We start from the raw sequence: 19,372 nt of genomic DNA on the forward strand, positions 1-19,372 counted from the left end.
TTTATTGCAAATATAGATTTTTTTTAATTTTGCTTTTATAAAATTATTTATTGCAAAAAAATTATTTTGGTTCTAACTGACCTTATTCCTACAAATTTTTATGACAAGTAAAAATACAACACAAAATTTAAAAAGCATATCTTCTGAAGCTCTAGATTGGGCTGTAATTCAAAAGGATATGAAAAATAAACTAGGCAGCGATATATATGAAAGCTGGCTTAGAAAGATAGACTTTGTTGAAGAGATGAATAGTTATGTCTTACTTTCAGTTTCTACTAGATTTATTCGAGACTGGATTACCTCAAGATATTTAGATCAAATTTTGCAAATAGTAAAAATTTATAAGAAAGATTTAACAAGAATAGAGTTTAAGATTATTGAAAAAAACTCTGAAAATGAAATAGAAAATAATATTACTAAAAATGAAAACAATGAAAATGTATCCTTCATTAAAGATACATATTTGCAATACAACAGAATAGACCCAAATAAAAGATTTGATAATTTTATAACAGGAACAAGTAATAAACTAGCCTATGAAGCATCGATGAAAGTTTCAGAAAATATTTCTCATTATAATCCGCTTTATATTTATGGGGGTGTTGGAATGGGAAAAACACATTTATTAAATTCAATTGGTCTGTCATTAAAAGAAAAAAACAAAGTTATGTTTATTTCTGCTGAGAGATTTATGTATCAGTTTGTAAAATCAATTAAATCTAATGATATGGTAAAGTTTAAAGAGTATTTTAGAAATACTGACATATTATTAATAGACGATATTCAATTCATGAATGGTAAAGAGGCAATGCAAGAAGAATTTTTTCATACGTTTAATGCATTATTAGATAAAGGGTCACAAGTGATAATCTCTGCCGACAGAGCTCCAAACAAATTATCAAGAATCCAAGATAGAATTAAATCAAGATTTGCTGGAGGTCTTGTTGTTGATATACAAAAACCAGACTATGAACTTAGAAGTAAAATTGTTAAGCAAAAAACAGAGGAACTAAACATTTTTTATTCAAATCAAGTAAATATTTCAGAAGAAATACAAAAATTTATAAGCACAGAAATAACTACAAGTATTAGAGAGTTAGTAGGAGCAATTAATAGAGTTGTTTCTTTTTCAAGAATTTACAACAAAGTACCAAATTTATCAGAAGTTAAAGTAGTTTTAAAAGATCTATTAAATATTGGGGAAAACAAAGTAACAATAGATTTAATACAATCGACTGTATGTAAGTTCTTTAAAATTAGTAAAAGTGAGATGCTTTCTTCTAGAAGATCTAGATACCTTGTAAGACCAAGACAAACAGCAATATATTTAACAAAAATTTTGACATCCAAATCATTACCTGAGATTGGTAGAGAATTTTCTAATAGAGATCATACAACAATCATTCATTCGGTTAAAACTATTGAAAAATTGAAGGAAAAAGATCCAGAAATGACAAACAATATTAATAATCTAAAAAATCAGATATTGTATAATAAAGAAAATGAAATTTAACGTTAATCAACAAGATCTGCAACAAGCACTTAATTACTGCCAAGGTGTAATTGAAAAAAGAAGCACTCTTCCTATTTTGTCAAATGTTTTACTAAATGCTAGTAATTCAAATTTAACAATTACTGCAACAGATTTAGATTTAATATTTATTCATCAAATTAACAATGTTGAAGTTGTAGAAGAAGGAAATACGACTACTACGTCATCTATTATGTATGACATCATAAGAAAATTTTCATCAGGAAAAAAAATTAATTTATCTTTGACTGACGTTAGCAAACTTCAAGTTGAGTCTGAAAAATCTGTTTTCAATCTAAATTGTATTAGTGCATCTGAGTTCCCACTAACAGATGAAAACTTTAATCAAAATGAATTTTCTATAAAATCAAAACAATTATTAAAATTATTAAATAAATGTAAATTTTCAGTTTCCAATGATGAAACTAGACATTACTTAAGTGGAATTTTTTTTCATCAAACACAAATTGAAGATAAAAATTTTTTAACAGCAGCAGCTACAGACAGTCATAGAATGTCTATTTCAAAAATAAGATTAGACCAGCAAGTAGATTTTGAACCAATAATACTTCCTAAAAAAACAATTTTTCAATTATGTTCGTTGCTAGAAAGTTATGATGGTGATGTTAAAATTTCAAATATTAAATCTAAAATAAAATTTGAATTAAATAATAGCATATTGATATCTAAGTTAATCGATGGAAAATTTCCAAACTATATTCAGGTAATACCTAAGAATAATCAAAAGAAGTTAGAAATAGATTTAAAATTATTTTTAGATTCTGTTGATCGAGTTGCCTCAGTTTCATTGGATAAAAAAGATGGAGTTAAATTTAATTTGTCTAAGGACGTTCTAAACTTATCAGTTAATAATACCAATAGTGGAGATGGAAAAGAAAGTTTAACTGTAAAGTTTGATCATGATCTAGAAATAAGTTTTAATTCTAGATATTTAATTGATGTAGCATCACAACTTGATGGCGATAAGATTGAAATTTTTTTCAATGACACAGGGTCCCCAGCATTAATTAAAGATCCAGGTGATTTTGATAGTATATTTGTTGTAATGCCCATGAAAGGCTAGTTCAAAGTATCAAGTTCAGAATAAATAGTATTTTCTAATTCCTTTGTAAAAATTTCTTTACTTAATCCGGGTTCAATGGGTTTTAAAATTGAAACTGTTAGAGTGGTGTTAACTTTTTTTTGACCATATTTTGGCCAAGTATTCCCAGAATTAATTGCAATGGGCTGACATGAAATATTTAATTCTTCATAAATTCTACTAGATCCTTTTTTGAAAGGAGTTCTGTCCTCTGGAGACAGCCTAGTTCCTTGTGGAAAAATTATTAATGGTCTTTCTGATGAATTTACTTGTTTAGAAATATCATCAAAAAAATTCAAGTTTTCTTTAGAAATTTTGTTTCTTTTAATTGATATTGATCCTATTTTTTTCAAATACCAGCCAAATATAGGAATCATTAGTAATTCTTTTTTTAAAATAAAAACAGGAGAATTAAAGATAGTTTGTAAAAAAAAAGTTTCAAACATTGACTGGTGTGAAGCTGCTATAAAAAATTTTTTTCCATTAATTATATTCTCTTTGCCTTTAATAATTATCTTAGTCGATAAAAATATTTTTAAACATAAAGATGTCCAAAAGCCCATAATTTTTCCACCAAATAAAACAATTTTTTTTGGTAGTAAAATTGCTGGCAAGAAGATTAGGGAAATAAAAATTATTCCTGAGAAAAAAAATAATGAAAATAAAAAATTTCTAGTCATATTAATCAAAAACTAAATCAAATCTTTTAGTTTCTGTCTTTTCTTAATAATATTAATCTTAGACCCTTTAATTATCAATTCTGGCGGTTTTGGTCTTACGTTATAATTTGAGCTTAGTGACATTCCATAAGCCCCAACATCACACATTACTACGAGATCTTTTTCCTTTAATTTCTGAAAACCTTTTATAGTTGTGAATTTGTCAGTACTTTCACAAATTGGTCCAACAAATTCATAAGTTTTTTTTGAAATATTATTACTTTTTACCACAGGTATAGTTTGGTGATTTGCACCATATAATGCTGGCCTCATAAGATCATTCATTGCAGCATCTAATATGATAAAGTCTTTTTTAATATTTTCTTTTATATAAATAACTTGAGAAATTAAAAATCCAATATTACCAACTATAGATCGCCCAGGCTCAAATATTATTTTTGCTTTTTGACCTTTTAAAAATTTTTGTATAGCAATGTTATATTTTTGATAGTTTAGTTTTTTACTATTTTTTTCATAAGAAATACCCATACCTCCACCTAGATCAATAAATTCAAAGGTATGACCACTTTTTTTTATTATTTTATTTACTACATTGAGCATTTTTTCGTATGGTTTGTGATCTAAAATTTGACTGCCAATATGAACACTTAAGCATTTAAGATTAATATTTTTAGAATAATTTGTAAAATTTACTAATTCAAAAAAAGTTTTTTCATCCACACCAAATTTATTTTCTTTTTTTCCGGTTGAAATTTGTTTTAACGTCTTAGCATCTGTATTAGGATTAAGTCTAATGCCTATATTGACTATTTTTTTTTTTAATTTTGCGATTTTATCAATTTCAATAATTTCACTTTTGGACTCAGCATTTATTAATAAAATTTTTTTATCAATTGCATAACTTATTTCAGCTGAAGTTTTACCTACCCCCGAAAAAACAATTTTTTTTGGGTTTATACCTGCTTTAAGAGCCATCATTAATTCACCCATTGAAACAACATCAGCTCCTAATCCTGATTTTCTAATTTCTCTTATTAGATTTACATTGGTATTAGATTTCACAGCAAAACAGATTAATGGAGAGAAAGAGCTAAAATTTTTTTTAAAGTTTTTTATGTTCTCTGTCAGCTGTTTATGTGAATAGCAATAAGTTGGCGTACCAAACTTTTTTGCTATTTTTTGAACTTTAACTTTTTCAATTGTTAAGTTTTTATCTATATATTTCATCAATCTATTGACTTAGGAAAAACCATTTCATTTCCGTCATATTGAGGATCTCCCCTTTTTCCACATGAAAATAAGAAAGAACAAAATATAGAAATTAAAATTAATTTTTTTATCATTTTAAGCTTTTTTATATTTCATTATCATTTTTTTAATATTATCAAAAGACGTTCCACCGTAAGATCTTTTAGAGTTTACAGAGTTTTTTACATTAAATATCTTTAAAACTTCAATTGTAAGCTTTGGTTCAATTTTCTTTAGCTCATCAATATTTAATTCATTCAATTTTTTCTTTTTCTTTTCTGCATAATTCACAATAGAAGCGGTAGTTTGGTATGCTTTTCTAAATGGCATTGAGTGATTTTTAACAAGATAGTCAGCTAAGTCAGTAGCTGTAATATAGCCTGAGTTAGCAAGGTCTAACATTTGTTGTTTGTTAGGTTTTAGATTTTTTAAAACCTCATTAAGGATAGCAATACTATTATTAAGAATTTCATTGGACTTGAAGAGTATTTCCTTGTCATCTTGAAGATCTTTAAAATAAGATATGGGAAGTCCTTTAAGAATTGTCAGCATTGAAAATAAATTTCCATAAACCATTCCAGTTTTTCCTCTTAAGTATTCTAACAAATCAGGATTTTTCTTTTGAGGCATTATTGAAGAACCAGTCACTACTTTGTCAGAAAGTGTAATTAAGTTGAATCCATCAGAGTTCCAAATAATAAGCTCTTCAGCGATTCTTGAAATATGCATCGAACAAACAGAAGCGCTGTATAAAAAATCTAAAACAAAATCTCTATCTGCAACAGTATCAATTGAATTATTAGTCGGTCTTTTAAATCCTAATTTCTTTGAAGTAAAATTTCTATCAATATTAAAAGAAGTACCTGTTAAGGCGGCAACACCCAACGGACTCTCTGATAAACTTTCTAGATTATAGGTAAATCTTTTTTTGTCTCTATTAAACATTTCGACATAAGACATTAAATAATGAGCAAAAGACACTGCTTGTGCATTTTTTAAGTGAGTAAATCCAGGCATTATGGTTTCAATATTTTTTTCTGAAATTTTGAGGATGGTCTTAATAATAATATCTAAATTCTTATTAATTTCTTTAGTTGCTGAAGTCGTCCACATTTTAAAATCAGTAATCACCTGATCATTTCTAGATCTAGCTGTGTGAACATATCCAGCCTCTTCTCCTATAATTTGAAATAACCTTTTTTCTATATTCATATGAATATCTTCATATTTTCTATTATATTCAAATTTATTTTTTAAAATTTCTTTCTCAATTTTATTAAGTCCAAAAATTATTTTATTCTTGATTTTAAAAGAAATAATTTTTTGTCTAAATAACATCTCAACATGCACAATTGATCCTAAAATATCTTCTTGAAAAAGCTTTTTGTCAATATCTATTGAATTACCAATTTTTTGAAATAAGGTTGAGGCATCTTTTTTTATTCTCGATCCCCATATTGCCATATTGTTTTTATTTTTTACCATGATAATTAATTATACATATTTAGCATGAAATTATTATTAATATTTATCTACCTAATAACTAGCAACATTAGTTATGCTCAAGAAAAACCTAATATAAAAAATTTAGTTTTATCAAAAAATCCAAAAATATATGAAGAAGTAGTTTTTAAGGATTCAAATGATTACGATGTAAATTTAGATGATTTTAAAGGAAAATTGTTAATATTAAATTTTTGGGCTACTTGGTGTGCTCCCTGTAGAGAGGAGATGCCATCCCTAGATGACTTACAGTCAAATACTAATTTTGATAATTTAAAAATTTTTCCTATTAATATTGGCCAGGAAAATTTCTCTAAATCAGATTCTTTTTTTAAAGAACTAGGCATTCAAAATCTAGAAATATATTTTGATGCACCAATTACTCTGGCTAAAAAATTTTCTTTAAGAGGGGTTCCCACAACTATTTTATTTAATAAAAAAGGTGAAGAGTTTGGACGCATTATGGGATCTATTGATTTTAATGACTTAGAGTTTATTAATTGGCTAAAACAATACGATTAATTTTTAAAAAAATATGCAAAACAAACCAAAACAATTATGGCTATAAATTGAAAAAGTACTCTGTACTGCATTAATTTATTTGAATATTTTTTACTGGTCTCTCCTCCTTTAAATAGAGTTCCAATTCCCAATATTAATACAACAGCAACAACTATCAAAAGTACTATGCCAAGAATTTTAACTAACGTTCCAGAAATCATAATTATACTGTAGTATATTTTCTAAATAAAAAAACATAAAAAAACATCCATGACATTTTGTCTAAAAACTACAATCATAAAACCAGAAGATAATATATCAATTAAGCATGTGGTAATTTTACTTCATGGATACGGGGGGGATGGAAAAGATATAAGTATGTTAACTTTAAATTGGAAAAGATTTCTACCAAATACAATCTTTTTATGTCCAAATGGACACGAAGAATGCACAATCAACCCAGCTGGTTTTCAATGGTTTGATTTAACCAAAGATGATCCAAGTTATATTTTAGAAGAATCTAAAAAAGCAGAAACTAAACTTCAAAAATATATTGAAGAGGTTAAAAGTGAGTACAATCTTAACAGCTCTCAAATTTGCTTATCTGGTTTTAGCCAGGGGTGTATGATGTCTATAAACCTAGGACTAACAAGCAGTGAAAACTATAATTGTATTGTTGGTTTTTCTGGTAAAATAATAAATCAAGACGATCTTAGCAAAAGAAAAACTTCTTCTACTAAAATGCTCTTGATACACGGTGATAAAGACGCAGTCGTGTCACCGACATTTTTATTAGAGGCAAAAGATTTTCTAATTAGAAATAATATTGAAGTTGAAACTAAAATGATAGAGAACTGTGAACATCATATTCCTGTTGAAGCCTCAAGTGCAGCTTTAAATTATATTAAAAATAATTTTCAAATATAATTAAATACTATTTATTGATAAATTAATTTTTTTCAGTTAGAATTTTTTTATAATGATTTTTAATGATCAAAGTTTATCTTTAGAGAAATGTCCCGCATTAGTCTTAAATGCTGACTACAGGCCTTTAAGCTATTATCCATTGTCTTTATGGAACTGGCAAGATTCTATAAAATCTGTTTTTTTAGATAGAGTTACCATAGTTAGCAATTATGACAGAGTTATTAGAAGCCCATCATTTAATATGAGATTGCCAAGTGTCATTGCATTAAAAAGTTTTATAAAACCACAGTCCAACCCTAGTTTCACTAGATTTAACGTTTTTTTAAGAGATAAATTTTCCTGTCAATACTGTGGAAGTGGTGAAGAGCTTACTTTTGACCATTTACTTCCAAGGTCTAAAGGAGGGCAAACCAATTGGGATAATGTTATAACCGCTTGCTCTTCATGCAATGTAAAAAAAGGTGGAAGGTTATTGAAAAATTTGGATATGAGCTTAAATCAGGAACCATATCAACCATCTACAGAAGACCTACACAAAAATGGTAAAAATTTCCCACCGAATTTCCTACACAAGAGCTGGATGGATTATTTGTATTGGGATGTTGAGTTAGAAGCTTAATTATATTTTTTCAGAAATATTAATAGCAATTTTTGATCCAGTTTTAATTAATTTATCTAAAATAGAATACATTCCTTTTTTAGTTGCACCTTCTTTATAGGCTATATCTTTATGATGCAGTTCATCTTCTCTAAACTTAATTATTTTTTCTTTTAATTTTTTCTCATCATTTTCTAATGCATTAATTTGATTTAGGTAATGTTCATCAATTACTTCTTCTACCGAAGCAGTGCATAACATAGCAGCTTTCTTTCCCAAGATTGTTGAACCAAAACCAAGCCCGACACCAAGTAAATCCCACAAAGGTAAGAATTTTGTTGGTTTTATATTTCTTTTTTTAATTTCATTTTCAAAGTATTCACAGTGTTCTTTTTCGTGGATTTTCATTTCTTCAATTTTCTTTTTTAAATTTTCATCTTTAACAAATGTATTTAGAGCCAGTAATTGACCTTCATAAATTTTTACCGCACCTCGTTCACCTGCGTGGTCAACTCGAATAAATTCTTTTACTTTTTCTTTATTTGTTTTTTTCATAAGTTAAGAAAAGTTTTATAGTTATAGTTGCAATTATTAAAGAGGTAAAAATATTAATTGTGGCAAGAGATAATCCCAAAATTTTAAAAGTTGCATCTTTACAGCTAACTGTGACTTCTTTTAGCTGATTTAGGAGTGCTTTTTTAGTCAAATCAGTATTGTTAGAATTTAAATCACAAACTAAAGATTCCTTTATGAAACCTTGCTCTATCCCAAAATGATAAAAGGATATAATGGACGCTATAATGAATGTAATACTTAAAATTATTAAAAAAAATCCTTCAAACTTTTGAATAAAAATGAAAAGCAAAATTATAACTATTGAAACGACATAAGGTATTCTTTCAATTAAACAAAGATTACAAGGTTGGTGACCCAAAATATGCTCAATATAATAGGCTGCCGAGAGAGCAAAAATACTAAATAATAATATAAGATGAAGGGTAGTTTTTTGGTGAATCATGTTTGGTTATTTAATTATAAAATATATTAGTGCAAAAATTAATACAATTATAATACCCAAAATTGTAAACCATTTTGCAACATCAGTTTTCATAAATTTGCTAAAAATATCACCAAATCTATATGATAGGTATGAGACAATAAAAAATCTTAACCCCCTAGAAAATAGACAAATAATGAAAAATATAGGCAAATTAAAACCAATCATGCCACTAGTTATTGTGAACACTTTAAAGGGCAAAGGTGTAAATCCAGCAAGAAATAAAGTAGCAAGCCACACATAAAGACCACCTCCTTCAGATAAGCTATTTTTAAGATTAATTACTTTTTCTTCATAATTATAAAACTCTACTACAACCATTCCAAGATCAAAAAAATAAGATCCAATGAAATACCCAAGGATACCTCCAAGTGAAGAAAATAAAGTAGCTATTAAAAAAATTTTTAAATAATCATTTTTTTTTGCAATAACCATTGGAGCAATCATGACGTCAGGTGGGATTGGAAAAAAAGAACTTTCAGTAAAAGATAAAATTGCAAGATAAGTATTTGACCTCTTGTGAGCAGCAAGTTTTAAAGTTTTTTGATATAATTCATTAAGCATTTTTTTGTTTTTAATATAAATTATGTTCTTATACTATTTAATTTTATAGTTATAATAGGGAAAACAAAGGGCGAGTGGCGGAACTGGTAGACGCGCACGACTCAAAATCGTGTTTCGCAAGAAGTGAGAGTTCGATTCTCTCTTCGCCCACCAATATTTTATGGAAATAAACAAAGTTAATAATTTATTAGAACTATTTTATAATCGATATCTAACACAAGATAAAACAAGTGTGTTTTTGCAGTCCTTGAAAGAAGTTGAAAAAAAATATTCTTGGGAGGATGTGTATTTAAATGTCATTAAACTTTCTGAGGAAATATCAAAATATATAAAGAAAGGCGATAGATGCTTGTTAATATCAGAAAATAGACCTGAATGGATGATATCAGATTTATCTATTATGCTTTCAGGAGGTATAACAGTTCCAGCTTATACAACTTATGCAGAAAGAGACTACGAGTATATAATTGACGATTGTAAACCGACTGTTTTAATAATTTCTGATAAAACACAGTATTTAAAAGTAAAAAATATAATATTTAAAAAAAAATTTATAAAAAAAATAATTTTTTTTGATATAATTGAAGAGTTTGACCAAGAACTTCATGTAAGTATTAATGAAATCTTTGCAAATAAAAGCTTTAGTTTGTTAAATTTTTCTGAATTAAAAATTCAAAGAAAAGATGTTGCTTGTATAATTTATACATCTGGTACCCAAGGAAATCCAAAAGGAGTTATATTAAGCCATGGTGGAATTTTAAACAATTGTGAAGGAGCACTTGGTTTATTAAAAGAGTTTATTTCTAAAAATCCTAAATTCTTAACATGGTTACCCCTTTCCCATTCATACGAGCATACAGTCCAATTTGTCCAAATAGTTGTGGGAGCTCAGGTATTCTATGCTGAAAGTATAGAAAAACTTATAAAAAATATGGGAAATTGTTCCCCTGAGATAATGACGGCTGTTCCTAGATTTTATCAAAATTTATATCAAAAAATAAATACTAATTTTAGTAAAGCCACAGGAATAAAAAAATTCTTAATCAATCAAACTATTAAACTTGGAAATAAGAAATTAAATAGAGGACAATTTTCATTAATAGAAAGTTTAATAGATTTTGTTTGTAATATTTTGGTAAGAAAGAAAATTAAAGAACAATTTGGTGGAAACCTAAAGGCATTTATTTCAGGAGGAGGTGCACTAGATGAAGAAGTAGGTTGTTTTTTAAATGCAATTGGTCTCCCAACACTACAAGGTTATGGATTAACGGAAACATCTCCTGTGGTAAGCTGCAATTCTATTAATGAAATTAGAGTAGAAACTGTGGGCAAACCTTTTAGAGGAAATTTAGTTAAAATTACAAATGATGGAGAGATTCTGGTTAAAGGAGAAAATGTTATGTTAGGTTACTGGAATAATAAAGAAGAAACAGATAAAGTTTTAAAGAATGGATGGTTATCTACAGGTGATATAGGAGAATTTGATGGTGAGTTTTTAAAAATAACCGATAGAAAAAAAGATATAATTATAACTCCAGGTGGAGATAATATTTCTCCAATCAAAATAGAGAGTGATTTAAATAAATCTAATTTCATAGAGCAATGTTTAGTTTATGGCGATAATAAACCTTACCTAGTCTGTCTAATTGTTTTAAGTCGTGATCATCAAAATATTAAAAAGAAAGAAATACAAGATGAAATAGAAAAAATAAATTTAAATTTATCTAAAATAGAAAAAATAAAAAAATTTTTCATAATAAGAAATCCATTTACAATTGAAAATAATATGATGACACCAACTTTAAAATTAAAAAGATATAAAATTATTGAAAGATACAAAAAAGAATTTGAAAAACTTTTTTAATTTTTTTTAAAATAGATTATAAGTCGCATAAAATATAACTTTTTTACTTCACAATGATTAGTTAAAAAAAACTTTTTATAGAATAAAAAGTTATAATTATTCTTTAATTAAAGATTTGACATCACCTGTATAAAAAAATAAAAATAAGCTAACAACGAATCACTTTGATTCGTTTAACTTAAACAGGGAGCTAAAGATGGCTACAAGAAAAAAAGCTAAAAAAGCTAAAAAAAAAACTAAGAAAAAAGCTAAAAAAGCTAAAAAAGCGAAGAAAAGAAAAAGATAGTATCTTAATCTTTTCAAAAAACGCTTCTCATAACGTTATGTGTGAGAGGCGTTTTTTTTGTCCTAATTTTTAGTCTTCAGTATCAGTAATTGGCTCAGCCTCTGTCTCAGAGGGCTCTGCAGTCTTAGTAGGAGCTGCTATAGCAGCTTTAGCCTGTCCTTCTAGGTTTCTCTTAAGTGCTTTATCTAATTTTTTTTGCGTATCCTCTAGTGATACTCCCATTACTATTTGAAACTCAGAGAGAATTCTTTCATAAGCTTTTTCAAAAAGTTGTCTTTCACTGTAAGATTGATCAACCATTAAATCATCACCCTTATTTAAGTCTCTCACAACCTCTGCAAGTTCATAGATTTTTCCAGAAGATATTTTTGTTTCATATTCTTGAGCTCTTCTACTCCACATTGATCTTTTTATTTTTGGTTTACTTTTTAAAATAGATATACATTTGTTAACTTGGTTGATGGTGGCTAGTGGTCTAAGGTGAGATTGCTTATTTACTGGAACCATTCCATTAGCTTTATCTTTTTCAAATTTAAGCACGTATGTCTCAACATCTATTCCACCTATATTAATTTTTTTAAATTCTGTGATTTGGCCTACACCATGTTTTGGATAAACAACGTAGTCTTTAACTTTATATTCTTTTTTTTCTGTTTCTTGTTTTTTTACTTTTTTAATTTCAGGTTTTACTTCATTACTTTTTGAAATTCTTAGATTATCAGTTTTTATATCTACTTTTGCTGGAGCAGCTTTTTTTGAAATTATTTTTAAATTTTTTTTAATTTTAGTTACACCTACTTTTGTTGCTTTAGTTTTTTTAACAACTTTAGCTTTAGGAGCTATAGATTTTTTAACTACCTTTATTTTAGTTTTTTTTTTTACTTTTTTCTCAGGAGTTTTTTTAAAGATTTTCGCTAAAATATTTGTCGTACTTGTTTTCTTCATTTTTATACTTTTCATGATCCTCAGGTGGATCTTTTTTAATAGTTATATTTGGCCAAATTTCAGAATACTTTGTATTTAGTTCAAGCCATTTTTCGCTTCCAGACTCAGTATCTGCTACTATCGCGTCTACTGGACATTCTGGCTCGCAAACGCCACAATCTATACACTCCTCTGGTTTAATTACAAGCATATTGTTGCCCTCATAAAAACAATCAACAGGACAGACTTCAACGCAGTCCATTAATTTACATTTAATACATTTATCATTTACCAGGTATGTCATTTAGATAATTTTTTTTTTACTTTTTCTTTTAAGTCACCCATAGTCTTTGCATCTATATATAATAAACCAGCCAGTCTCCTCATCAAGTTTGTCTCATACATATCTGCGTTATCATCTGAATAAATAATTTTCCATAGAGACTCAACAATTCTAATTTTATCTGATTCAGGAGCATTTTTGACTTCTCTTGTAAAACTTAGTATTTGGTTAGAATTTTCTTCCATAACTGAGGCATCTGCAATTAATTTATCTATATTTGAAATTGTTGCACCTAATTCAATTAAAGTTTTTCTAATAATCTCTTTTTCTTTATCTTCGTAATTTTCGTCAATTTTTGCTACATGAATTAATAAAGCAGCAATATTAGAATAAGATTTATCATTATTCACTGTATCCTTCTCTTTTTCTTTATTTTTAAAAAAGCTTATCACTAATTAAAATTAAAATTTTTTAATACTTTAAATGGATTGTTTATAGAGACTGTCTTTTTAAAAGGCTTTTTAATTTTTTTTTGTGGACTGTACCTAAAATAAATATCCTTATCTCTTTCGAGTGTTTTGTAATTCATTTTTTCAATTAATTTTTTAAAATTTTCTTTACTACATCCTAATAAATTAAGCATCTCTGGTACTAGTTTAATTTCTTTATCTTTTTCGGGGCTAGCGTTAATAATTATCATAAACAATCTTTCTAGAATGTCAATTCTAACATAATAATTATCAAAATTTTCAAAGCCACAAAGAAGCATAAAATGTTTATCTCTTATATTTTTATCATCCAAAAAATTTAAACCAAAAGTAGGAGGAGTTAAATTCAAGTTTTTTTGATTAAAGTTTTTCCACAGTAAGGTTCTTAAGGAAACAGCTTCTGGCTTTAGTAATCTAAATAAAAAAACATGGTATCTTCCAAATTTAACACCCAAATCTCTTAAAATTTTTCTCTCATCTTGACCAAGTTTCTTTAAGTATTCAGCTACTACTTCTCTTTTAATAACACCATTACTTTCATATAATTGGTAAGCCAATGCTTTAATGGAAGAGTTACTTTCTTTTAAATTTTTTAAGTCAATCAGGCTTTTCAATACGAGCTTTATTTTTTCTTTAATCCAATTTCCAATAAACTCTGATAATTTTTGTTTGTCATCATTTTCCAGAATATCATCTACTATTAAAAATATATCAGGGTTTAAATAGTCTTTACCAGCTATTAACTTGGCAATTGGAAAATTTTTCCAATAAATTTTAAAATCATCTTTTATTTCTATCAACCCTGTATCAATAATAGATTGAATTCTTTTTTGCAGTTCTGGGCCTACAGTTTGTCTTGCTGCTTTTTTTAATGACTTAATATCAGTTTCAAGCGCACCAGCTTTTAAATCTATCTCAAATCTTAAACCTTTCAAATCACCAATAAACTGCTCATCAATTATTACTTTATTATCTTCCATTATCTCAGTTTTAAATTCAATATCCTGTTTTAATCCCCTTGCAAGCACACTTGCTCTTTTATCAATAAAAGTTTTAGTAAGTTCTTCATGTAATCTGTCAGATAATCTGTCTTCTAATAGTTTTGTTTTCTCTATCCAATAACTTTGACTTTCAACCCAATTAATTTTATTTGAAACATATGACCAAGTTCTAACATTTGCAATTCTATTTGATAAAGAATCAACATTTCCTTCTAATTTATCCAACTTTATTAACTGTAATCTCATATAATCATTAGTAACTTTGCCATCTTTACCATTTAAAAAGCTAAAAACCTTACTGACCACTTCGAGATGGTTGCCATAAGTTTTTTTTACAAAATCTGGAATTTGACAACATTCCCAAAGTAATTCCAATGTTTCTTGGTTATTTTTAATGTTGTGACCGTCCATATCTTTTAAAAAATATTTTAAAAGTTTTTCATCTCCACACTCATGTATTTTTCTTAACCAATCTCTATTAGGCTTTTCTTCAAGTGACTTAATTAAACTTAAAGCGTTATTAAAATTTAAATTAGAATTTCTCCAAAAAAGCATCTTAATTTCTTCAAATTTGTGATTTTCGAGCAGCTCAACCTCCTCTGCAGAAATCTCTTTACAATCACCAGTAATTCCAAAATTTCCATCATTTAAATACCTGCCAGCTCTTCCAGCAATTTGTCCAATTTCAGACATATTAAGACGCCTTAACTTTCTTCCATCAAATTTTTTTAAATTTGAAAAAAAAACATTTTCTAAATCCATGTTAATTCCCATTCCAATTGCATCAGTTGCAACAAGAAAATCAACATCACCAGACTGATATAACTGAACTTGAGCATTTCTTGTTTTAGGGCTTAATGATCCCATAACAATAGCTGCTCCACCTTTTTGTCTTCTAACAAGTTCTGCAATTGCATAAACTTCTTCAGTTGAAAAAGCTATTATTGCTGTCTTCCTATTTATTCTTGAAATTTTTTTATGACCTACATATGAAAGTTGAGAAAGTCTTTCTCTGTTTATAAATTCAGTATCCTCATCTAGTTTATTTACTATACTTTTAATAGTATTTGAACCCATAAGCATTGTTAGTTTTTCTCCACGAAGATTTAATAATCTATCAGTAAAAATATGACCTCTTTCATGATCTGCACACATTTGTATTTCGTCTATCCCAACAAAATCTAAATGTTTATTAATTGGCATAGACTCAACTGTACAAAGAAAATATTTTGCATTTGCAGGGATGATTTTTTCTTCACCAGTAATTAAAGCAACTTTATCTATGCTTATTTTTTCAATAATTTTGTCATACACTTCACGTGCTAGTAGTCTTAGAGGAAAGCCAATCATACCCGAATCAAAAGAAAGCATAGTTTCAATTGCTAAGTAAGTTTTACCGGTATTTGTCGGACCGAGAACAGCTGTGATTTTATTTTTAGACATTTCTATTGATGGTACCTCTAATATTTTCTCCACTACATATTGTTGTTCATAAAGAACAAAAATAGACTAAAACATGACCGAATCGTAAGGATAAAAGTTCTCATTTGCTCTTTATACACTAATTAATTTAACATAATAAAAAACAATTCTGTATTAGTATTTTGTAGCAAAGTTATGAATAAAAAATTGTGGGAAGCGTCACCTGGTCAGAAAAAAAAATCTCTTTTATCGAGCTATGAGCAATTCATTTCAAAAAAATTCAAAAAAAGATTTAATCAAAAATATGACAATATTTTAAAATGGAGCATTGAAAACCCAGGCAATTTTTGGAGTTCAATTTGGGATTTTTCTGAAATTAAGGGATTTAAGAGTAAAATTAAAATAAAAAAATCGAAAATATTTTATAAAAATAAATTTTTACCAAATTCAAAATTAAACTTTGCTGAAAATTTACTCTCAAAAAATAACAAGAATAAAGCAATAACATTCGTTAGCGAAAATGGTTTTCGAGAAGAAAGAAGCTGGTACGAACTAAACATTAATGTAAGTAAAATATCTAAATTTTTAAAAAGTATTAAAATTAAAAAAAAAGATAGGGTTGCAGCATATATGCCCAATACTATTGAGACTATTGAGGCATTTATAGCCTCCTCTTCTTTAGGAGCAATATGGTCCTCATGCTCACCAGATTTTGGTGTTAAAGGTGTAGTAGAACGTTTTTCACAAATCAGCCCTAAAGTTTTATTTGTAGTAGATAAGTATTTTTATAATGGAAAAATAATAAATATTTTAGAAAGAGTTCCTCTAATTTTAAAAGAGATACCTTCTATCGAATATGTTGTCATTGTTAATTACCCAGGAGAAAAATATTTAGAAAATAAATATACATCTAAAAAATCAAAAGTACTTAAATGGAGTGAGTTAATAAAACAAGAATCTGAAGAGATTCAATTTCCTAAATTTGATTTTGAACAAGATCTTGCAATCTTATATTCAAGTGGAACCACAGGAAAACCAAAATGTATATGTCACAGGAGTGGAGGAGTTTTGCTTCAGCATAAAAAAGAGCATCAGCTCCATTGTGATATCAGAGAAGGTGATAATGTTTTTTATTTTACTACTTGTGGATGGATGATGTGGAACTGGCTGGTAAGTGTCTTAGCTTCAAAAGCATCAATTGTTTTATTTGATGGATCGCCAATGTATAAAAAAGATGATTTACTGTTAAAAATAGCTGAGAAAGAAAAAATTACTTTATTTGGTATTAGTGCAAAATATGTTGATGCTCTTCGTAAATCTAAGCCCACTTTAAAATATAAGTATAAATTATCAAAATTAAGAACAATTTGCTCTACTGGATCCCCATTATCAAATGATGGGTTTAAATTTGTGTACGAGAACATAAAAAAAAATGTTCATTTATCCTCTATATCTGGAGGCACCGATATTGTTTCTTGTTTTGTCCTGGGAAATTTATACCAGCCGGTAATTCTAGGCGAAATACAAAATAAAGGTTTAGGTATGAATGTTGATGTTTTTAATGAAAAGGGTGAATCTTTAAAAAATAAAAAAGGAGAGCTAGTTTGTAAGAGCTCTTTCCCATCAATGCCTTTAAAGTTCTGGAATGATAAAAATGATATTAAATTTAAAAAAGCATATTTTAATAATTTTTTAAACACATGGTATCACGGTGATTATGCAGAAATAAAGAAAGGTGGGGGCTTTATTATCCATGGTAGATCAGATACAACACTTAACCCTGGAGGAGTGAGACTCGGAACTGCAGAAATATACTCTGAGGTAGAAAAATTTATAGAAATCAAAGAGTCCATTGTTATTGGTCAAGCATGGGATAATGACGTCAGAATTATTTTATTTATAGTTTTAAACCCCAAACACGTGTTGGACGAAGATTTATTAAAAAAAATTAGAATACAAATTAGAAAAAATGCATCTCCAAGACATGTTCCATCTAAAATTATAGTAGTTGGAGACATTCCAAGAACTAAAAATGGAAAAATAGTTGAACTAGCTGTAAAAAATACAATAGAAGGAAATGAAATTAAAAATAAAGAAGCACTAGCAAATCCAAGAGTTTTAGATCAATATAAAAATTTAAAGGAATTAAATTATTAAATGTTAAAAAATATAGTTAAAGGTCTAGAACCATCCTCTACTTTAAAAATTAATGAAATCTCTAGAAAGCTAGAAGATAAAGGTGAAAAAATATTTAAATTTGGATTTGGCCAATCTCCATTCCAAGTACCAGCTGATATTGTTAATGCGTTAAAAGATAATGCCCATCAAAATAAATATTTACCAATGCAAGGTCTTAATGAGCTTAGGGATGCTGTTGCAAAATATACATCAGTTAAAAAAGATTATAATTACAAACCTGAAAATGTAATTATAGGTCCTGGCTCAAAAGAATTGATGTTTTTACTACACATTTTATTTGATGGAGAAATAATATTGCCAGCACCAAGTTGGGTTTCTTATGCCCCACAAGCAATTCTTGGAAGAAATAAAATTCAATCAATTCAAACAAAAAGAGAAAATAATTGGTTTCCTACTGGATCTGAAATTGAAGAAATTATTTTAAGGGATAAAAATAAAAACTATCTATTATTTTTGAATTCACCAAACAATCCATCAGGGCAGATTTGTAAAAATCTAGAAGAAATTAGTGAGATTGCTAAAAAATATAATCTTATTATTTTATCAGATGAAATTTATTCTGAGTTGAGTTTTGATGAAGGGTTCAAATCTATTTCAAGTTTTTGTCCTGAAAAAACTATTATAAGCACGGGTTTAAGTAAATGGTGTGGTGCAGGTGGGTGGAGATTGGGTTATTTTGTAGTTCCAGACTCTTTAGATATTTTAAAAAATTCAATTAATGTTTTAGCCAGTGAAACTTTTTCTGCTGTCAGTGCGCCAATTCAATATGCTGCAATTACTGCTTATACAAGTGATCATAGCAAATATATTGATAGTTCTAAAAATATTCTTAAAGCAGTTGGTAATTATGTTTATGAAAATCTAAAATCAAACAAGGTTTTAATTAATAAGCCCCAAGGTGGGTTTTATCTTATGCCAGAATTTTTAAATAAAAAATTTAATACATCATCAGAAATGTGTGACAATATTTTAAAGGAGACAGGTGTAGCGTTATTGCCAGGATCAGACTTTGGTTTTGAGAAAAATAAGATGTTAGCAAGGTTAAGCTTTACAGATTTTGATGGTCAAAATTTTATGAATCAAACTCAAAATGGAAAAAAAATTGATGATAGTTTAATTTTAAAACTTGCACCTAAGATTGTTGAGGGTGTGGACAAGTTAAAAAAATGGTCTACATCAACATAACTACCAGCT

General features: G+C 27.7%; 19 protein-coding genes and 1 tRNA gene. 9 read left to right on the plus strand and 11 right to left on the minus strand.

Annotated elements, in window-relative coordinates:
• Window positions 1–100 precede the first annotated feature (100 nt).
• On the plus strand, window positions 101–1,513 hold the full coding sequence (gene dnaA, locus ABXT55_RS00005; RefSeq protein WP_415284723.1) for a chromosomal replication initiator protein DnaA: 1,413 nt from the start codon (window positions 101–103) through the stop codon (window positions 1,511–1,513).
• Window positions 1,503–2,615, plus strand: a complete 1,113-nt coding sequence (dnaN, locus tag ABXT55_RS00010; RefSeq protein ID WP_415284724.1) for a DNA polymerase III subunit beta — start codon at window positions 1,503–1,505, stop codon at window positions 2,613–2,615. Before dnaA ends, dnaN begins: the two co-directional genes overlap by 11 nt.
• Here the strand turns inward: dnaN and ABXT55_RS00015 are convergent.
• From ABXT55_RS00015 to argH, 3 genes are all read right to left on the minus strand, one after another.
• Entirely contained in the window at window positions 2,612–3,313 is a 702-nt protein-coding gene (locus ABXT55_RS00015) for a lysophospholipid acyltransferase family protein (protein ID WP_415284725.1), read from the minus strand. The two genes, dnaN and ABXT55_RS00015, sit on opposite strands and share 4 nt — an antisense overlap.
• Window positions 3,314–3,325: 12 nt before the next feature.
• Entirely contained in the window at window positions 3,326–4,540 is a 1,215-nt protein-coding gene (gene lysA / locus ABXT55_RS00020; RefSeq protein ID WP_415284726.1) for a diaminopimelate decarboxylase, read from the minus strand.
• Between the two features lie 117 nt (window positions 4,541–4,657).
• Window positions 4,658–6,046, minus strand: coding sequence for an argininosuccinate lyase (gene argH, locus ABXT55_RS00025; RefSeq protein ID WP_415284727.1), 1,389 nt, complete (start codon window positions 6,044–6,046; stop codon window positions 4,658–4,660).
• 24 nt (window positions 6,047–6,070) lie between these two features.
• Here argH and ABXT55_RS00030 point away from each other — a divergent pair, with 24 nt between their 5' ends.
• Entirely contained in the window at window positions 6,071–6,586 is a 516-nt protein-coding gene (locus ABXT55_RS00030; protein ID WP_415284728.1) for a TlpA family protein disulfide reductase, read from the plus strand.
• On the opposite strand, the gene ABXT55_RS00035 is transcribed toward ABXT55_RS00030, so the two are convergent.
• Window positions 6,583–6,786, minus strand: a complete 204-nt coding sequence (locus tag ABXT55_RS00035; protein ID WP_271518973.1) for a twin transmembrane helix small protein — start codon at window positions 6,784–6,786, stop codon at window positions 6,583–6,585. The two genes, ABXT55_RS00030 and ABXT55_RS00035, sit on opposite strands and share 4 nt — an antisense overlap.
• 49 nt (window positions 6,787–6,835) lie before the next feature.
• Between ABXT55_RS00035 and ABXT55_RS00040 the strand changes: the two genes are divergently transcribed.
• Window positions 6,836–7,492 carry an alpha/beta hydrolase gene (locus tag ABXT55_RS00040; protein WP_415284729.1) on the plus strand — a complete coding sequence of 219 codons (657 nt, stop codon included), beginning with the start codon at window positions 6,836–6,838 and terminating at the stop codon, window positions 7,490–7,492.
• A 52-nt stretch (window positions 7,493–7,544) separates the two neighbouring features.
• Complete coding sequence (locus tag ABXT55_RS00045) at window positions 7,545–8,111, plus strand: HNH endonuclease (RefSeq protein WP_415284730.1); 567 nt, start codon at window positions 7,545–7,547, stop codon at window positions 8,109–8,111.
• On the opposite strand, the gene ABXT55_RS00050 is transcribed toward ABXT55_RS00045, so the two are convergent.
• Genes ABXT55_RS00050 through ABXT55_RS00060 form a run of 3 tightly spaced genes read right to left on the minus strand, consistent with a single transcriptional unit; the run spans window position 8,112 to window position 9,711 of the window.
• The gene (locus ABXT55_RS00050) at window positions 8,112–8,645 is read right to left on the minus strand and encodes a demethoxyubiquinone hydroxylase family protein (RefSeq protein ID WP_415284731.1); all 534 of its coding nucleotides are present in this window, start codon (window positions 8,643–8,645) and stop codon (window positions 8,112–8,114) included.
• Entirely contained in the window at window positions 8,629–9,108 is a 480-nt protein-coding gene (locus ABXT55_RS00055; RefSeq protein WP_415284732.1) for a disulfide bond formation protein B, read from the minus strand. The genes ABXT55_RS00050 and ABXT55_RS00055 overlap by 17 nt, the downstream gene beginning before the upstream one ends.
• A gap of 6 nt (window positions 9,109–9,114) precedes the next feature.
• Window positions 9,115–9,711, minus strand: coding sequence for a YqaA family protein (locus ABXT55_RS00060; RefSeq protein ID WP_415284734.1), 597 nt, complete (start codon window positions 9,709–9,711; stop codon window positions 9,115–9,117).
• Window positions 9,712–9,779: 68 nt separating this feature from the next.
• On the opposite strand from ABXT55_RS00060, the gene ABXT55_RS00065 reads away from it, so the two are divergent.
• A tRNA-Leu gene (locus ABXT55_RS00065) sits at window positions 9,780–9,864 on the plus strand.
• Between the two features lie 7 nt (window positions 9,865–9,871).
• Window positions 9,872–11,575, plus strand: a complete 1,704-nt coding sequence (locus tag ABXT55_RS00070; RefSeq protein ID WP_415284735.1) for an AMP-dependent synthetase/ligase — start codon at window positions 9,872–9,874, stop codon at window positions 11,573–11,575.
• A gap of 355 nt (window positions 11,576–11,930) precedes the next feature.
• On the opposite strand, the gene ABXT55_RS00075 is transcribed toward ABXT55_RS00070, so the two are convergent.
• The 4 genes from ABXT55_RS00075 to ABXT55_RS00090 are packed head-to-tail and all read right to left on the minus strand — an operon-like array spanning window position 11,931 to window position 16,000.
• A complete protein-coding gene (locus ABXT55_RS00075) occupies window positions 11,931–12,821 on the minus strand; it encodes a CarD family transcriptional regulator (protein ID WP_415284736.1) in 891 nt (296 codons plus the stop codon).
• Window positions 12,763–13,089, minus strand: coding sequence for a ferredoxin FdxA (fdxA, locus tag ABXT55_RS00080; protein WP_415284737.1), 327 nt, complete (start codon window positions 13,087–13,089; stop codon window positions 12,763–12,765). The genes ABXT55_RS00075 and fdxA overlap by 59 nt, the downstream gene beginning before the upstream one ends.
• Window positions 13,086–13,520, minus strand: coding sequence for a TerB family tellurite resistance protein (locus ABXT55_RS00085; protein ID WP_415284738.1), 435 nt, complete (start codon window positions 13,518–13,520; stop codon window positions 13,086–13,088). Before ABXT55_RS00085 ends, fdxA begins: the two co-directional genes overlap by 4 nt.
• Window positions 13,520–16,000 (minus strand): helicase-related protein, encoded by a 2,481-nt coding sequence (locus ABXT55_RS00090; RefSeq protein WP_415284739.1) that lies wholly within the window; start codon window positions 15,998–16,000, stop codon window positions 13,520–13,522. Before ABXT55_RS00090 ends, ABXT55_RS00085 begins: the two co-directional genes overlap by 1 nt.
• Before the next feature lie 174 nt (window positions 16,001–16,174).
• Between ABXT55_RS00090 and ABXT55_RS00095 the strand changes: the two genes are divergently transcribed.
• Window positions 16,175–18,136: an acetoacetate--CoA ligase gene (locus ABXT55_RS00095; protein WP_415284740.1), complete on the plus strand. Its 1,962-nt coding sequence runs from the start codon at window positions 16,175–16,177 to the stop codon at window positions 18,134–18,136.
• A complete protein-coding gene (locus ABXT55_RS00100; protein WP_415284741.1) occupies window positions 18,137–19,363 on the plus strand; it encodes a pyridoxal phosphate-dependent aminotransferase in 1,227 nt (408 codons plus the stop codon).
• Window positions 19,364–19,372: the final 9 nt, after the last annotated feature.

Origin of the sequence: Candidatus Pelagibacter sp. Uisw_130, assembly GCF_047722505.1 — a bacterium.
Classification (GTDB): Bacteria; Pseudomonadota; Alphaproteobacteria; order Pelagibacterales; family Pelagibacteraceae; genus Pelagibacter.

Bases quoted from the DNA above. Each gene is read 5' to 3' on its own strand.
- ABXT55_RS00030 (WP_415284728.1), top strand. From the start codon at position 6,071: ATGAAATTATTATTAATATTTATCTACCTAATAACTAGCAACATTAGT.
- ABXT55_RS00035 (WP_271518973.1), bottom strand. From the start codon at position 6,786: ATGATTTCTGGAACGTTAGTTAAAATTCTTGGCATAGTACTTTTGATA.
- ABXT55_RS00055 (WP_415284732.1), bottom strand. From the start codon at position 9,108: ATGATTCACCAAAAAACTACCCTTCATCTTATATTATTATTTAGTATT.
- ABXT55_RS00060 (WP_415284734.1), bottom strand. From the start codon at position 9,711: ATGCTTAATGAATTATATCAAAAAACTTTAAAACTTGCTGCTCACAAG.
- dnaA (WP_415284723.1), top strand. From the start codon at position 101: ATGACAAGTAAAAATACAACACAAAATTTAAAAAGCATATCTTCTGAA.
- argH (WP_415284727.1), bottom strand. From the start codon at position 6,046: ATGGTAAAAAATAAAAACAATATGGCAATATGGGGATCGAGAATAAAA.
- fdxA (WP_415284737.1), bottom strand. From the start codon at position 13,089: ATGACATACCTGGTAAATGATAAATGTATTAAATGTAAATTAATGGAC.
- ABXT55_RS00095 (WP_415284740.1), top strand. From the start codon at position 16,175: ATGAATAAAAAATTGTGGGAAGCGTCACCTGGTCAGAAAAAAAAATCT.
- ABXT55_RS00045 (WP_415284730.1), top strand. From the start codon at position 7,545: ATGATTTTTAATGATCAAAGTTTATCTTTAGAGAAATGTCCCGCATTA.
- ABXT55_RS00040 (WP_415284729.1), top strand. From the start codon at position 6,836: ATGACATTTTGTCTAAAAACTACAATCATAAAACCAGAAGATAATATA.
- ABXT55_RS00090 (WP_415284739.1), bottom strand. From the start codon at position 16,000: ATGTCTAAAAATAAAATCACAGCTGTTCTCGGTCCGACAAATACCGGT.
- dnaN (WP_415284724.1), top strand. From the start codon at position 1,503: ATGAAATTTAACGTTAATCAACAAGATCTGCAACAAGCACTTAATTAC.
- ABXT55_RS00075 (WP_415284736.1), bottom strand. From the start codon at position 12,821: ATGAAAAGTATAAAAATGAAGAAAACAAGTACGACAAATATTTTAGCG.
- ABXT55_RS00070 (WP_415284735.1), top strand. From the start codon at position 9,872: ATGGAAATAAACAAAGTTAATAATTTATTAGAACTATTTTATAATCGA.
- ABXT55_RS00050 (WP_415284731.1), bottom strand. From the start codon at position 8,645: ATGAAAAAAACAAATAAAGAAAAAGTAAAAGAATTTATTCGAGTTGAC.
- ABXT55_RS00100 (WP_415284741.1), top strand. From the start codon at position 18,137: ATGTTAAAAAATATAGTTAAAGGTCTAGAACCATCCTCTACTTTAAAA.
- lysA (WP_415284726.1), bottom strand. From the start codon at position 4,540: ATGAAATATATAGATAAAAACTTAACAATTGAAAAAGTTAAAGTTCAA.
- ABXT55_RS00015 (WP_415284725.1), bottom strand. From the start codon at position 3,313: ATGACTAGAAATTTTTTATTTTCATTATTTTTTTTCTCAGGAATAATT.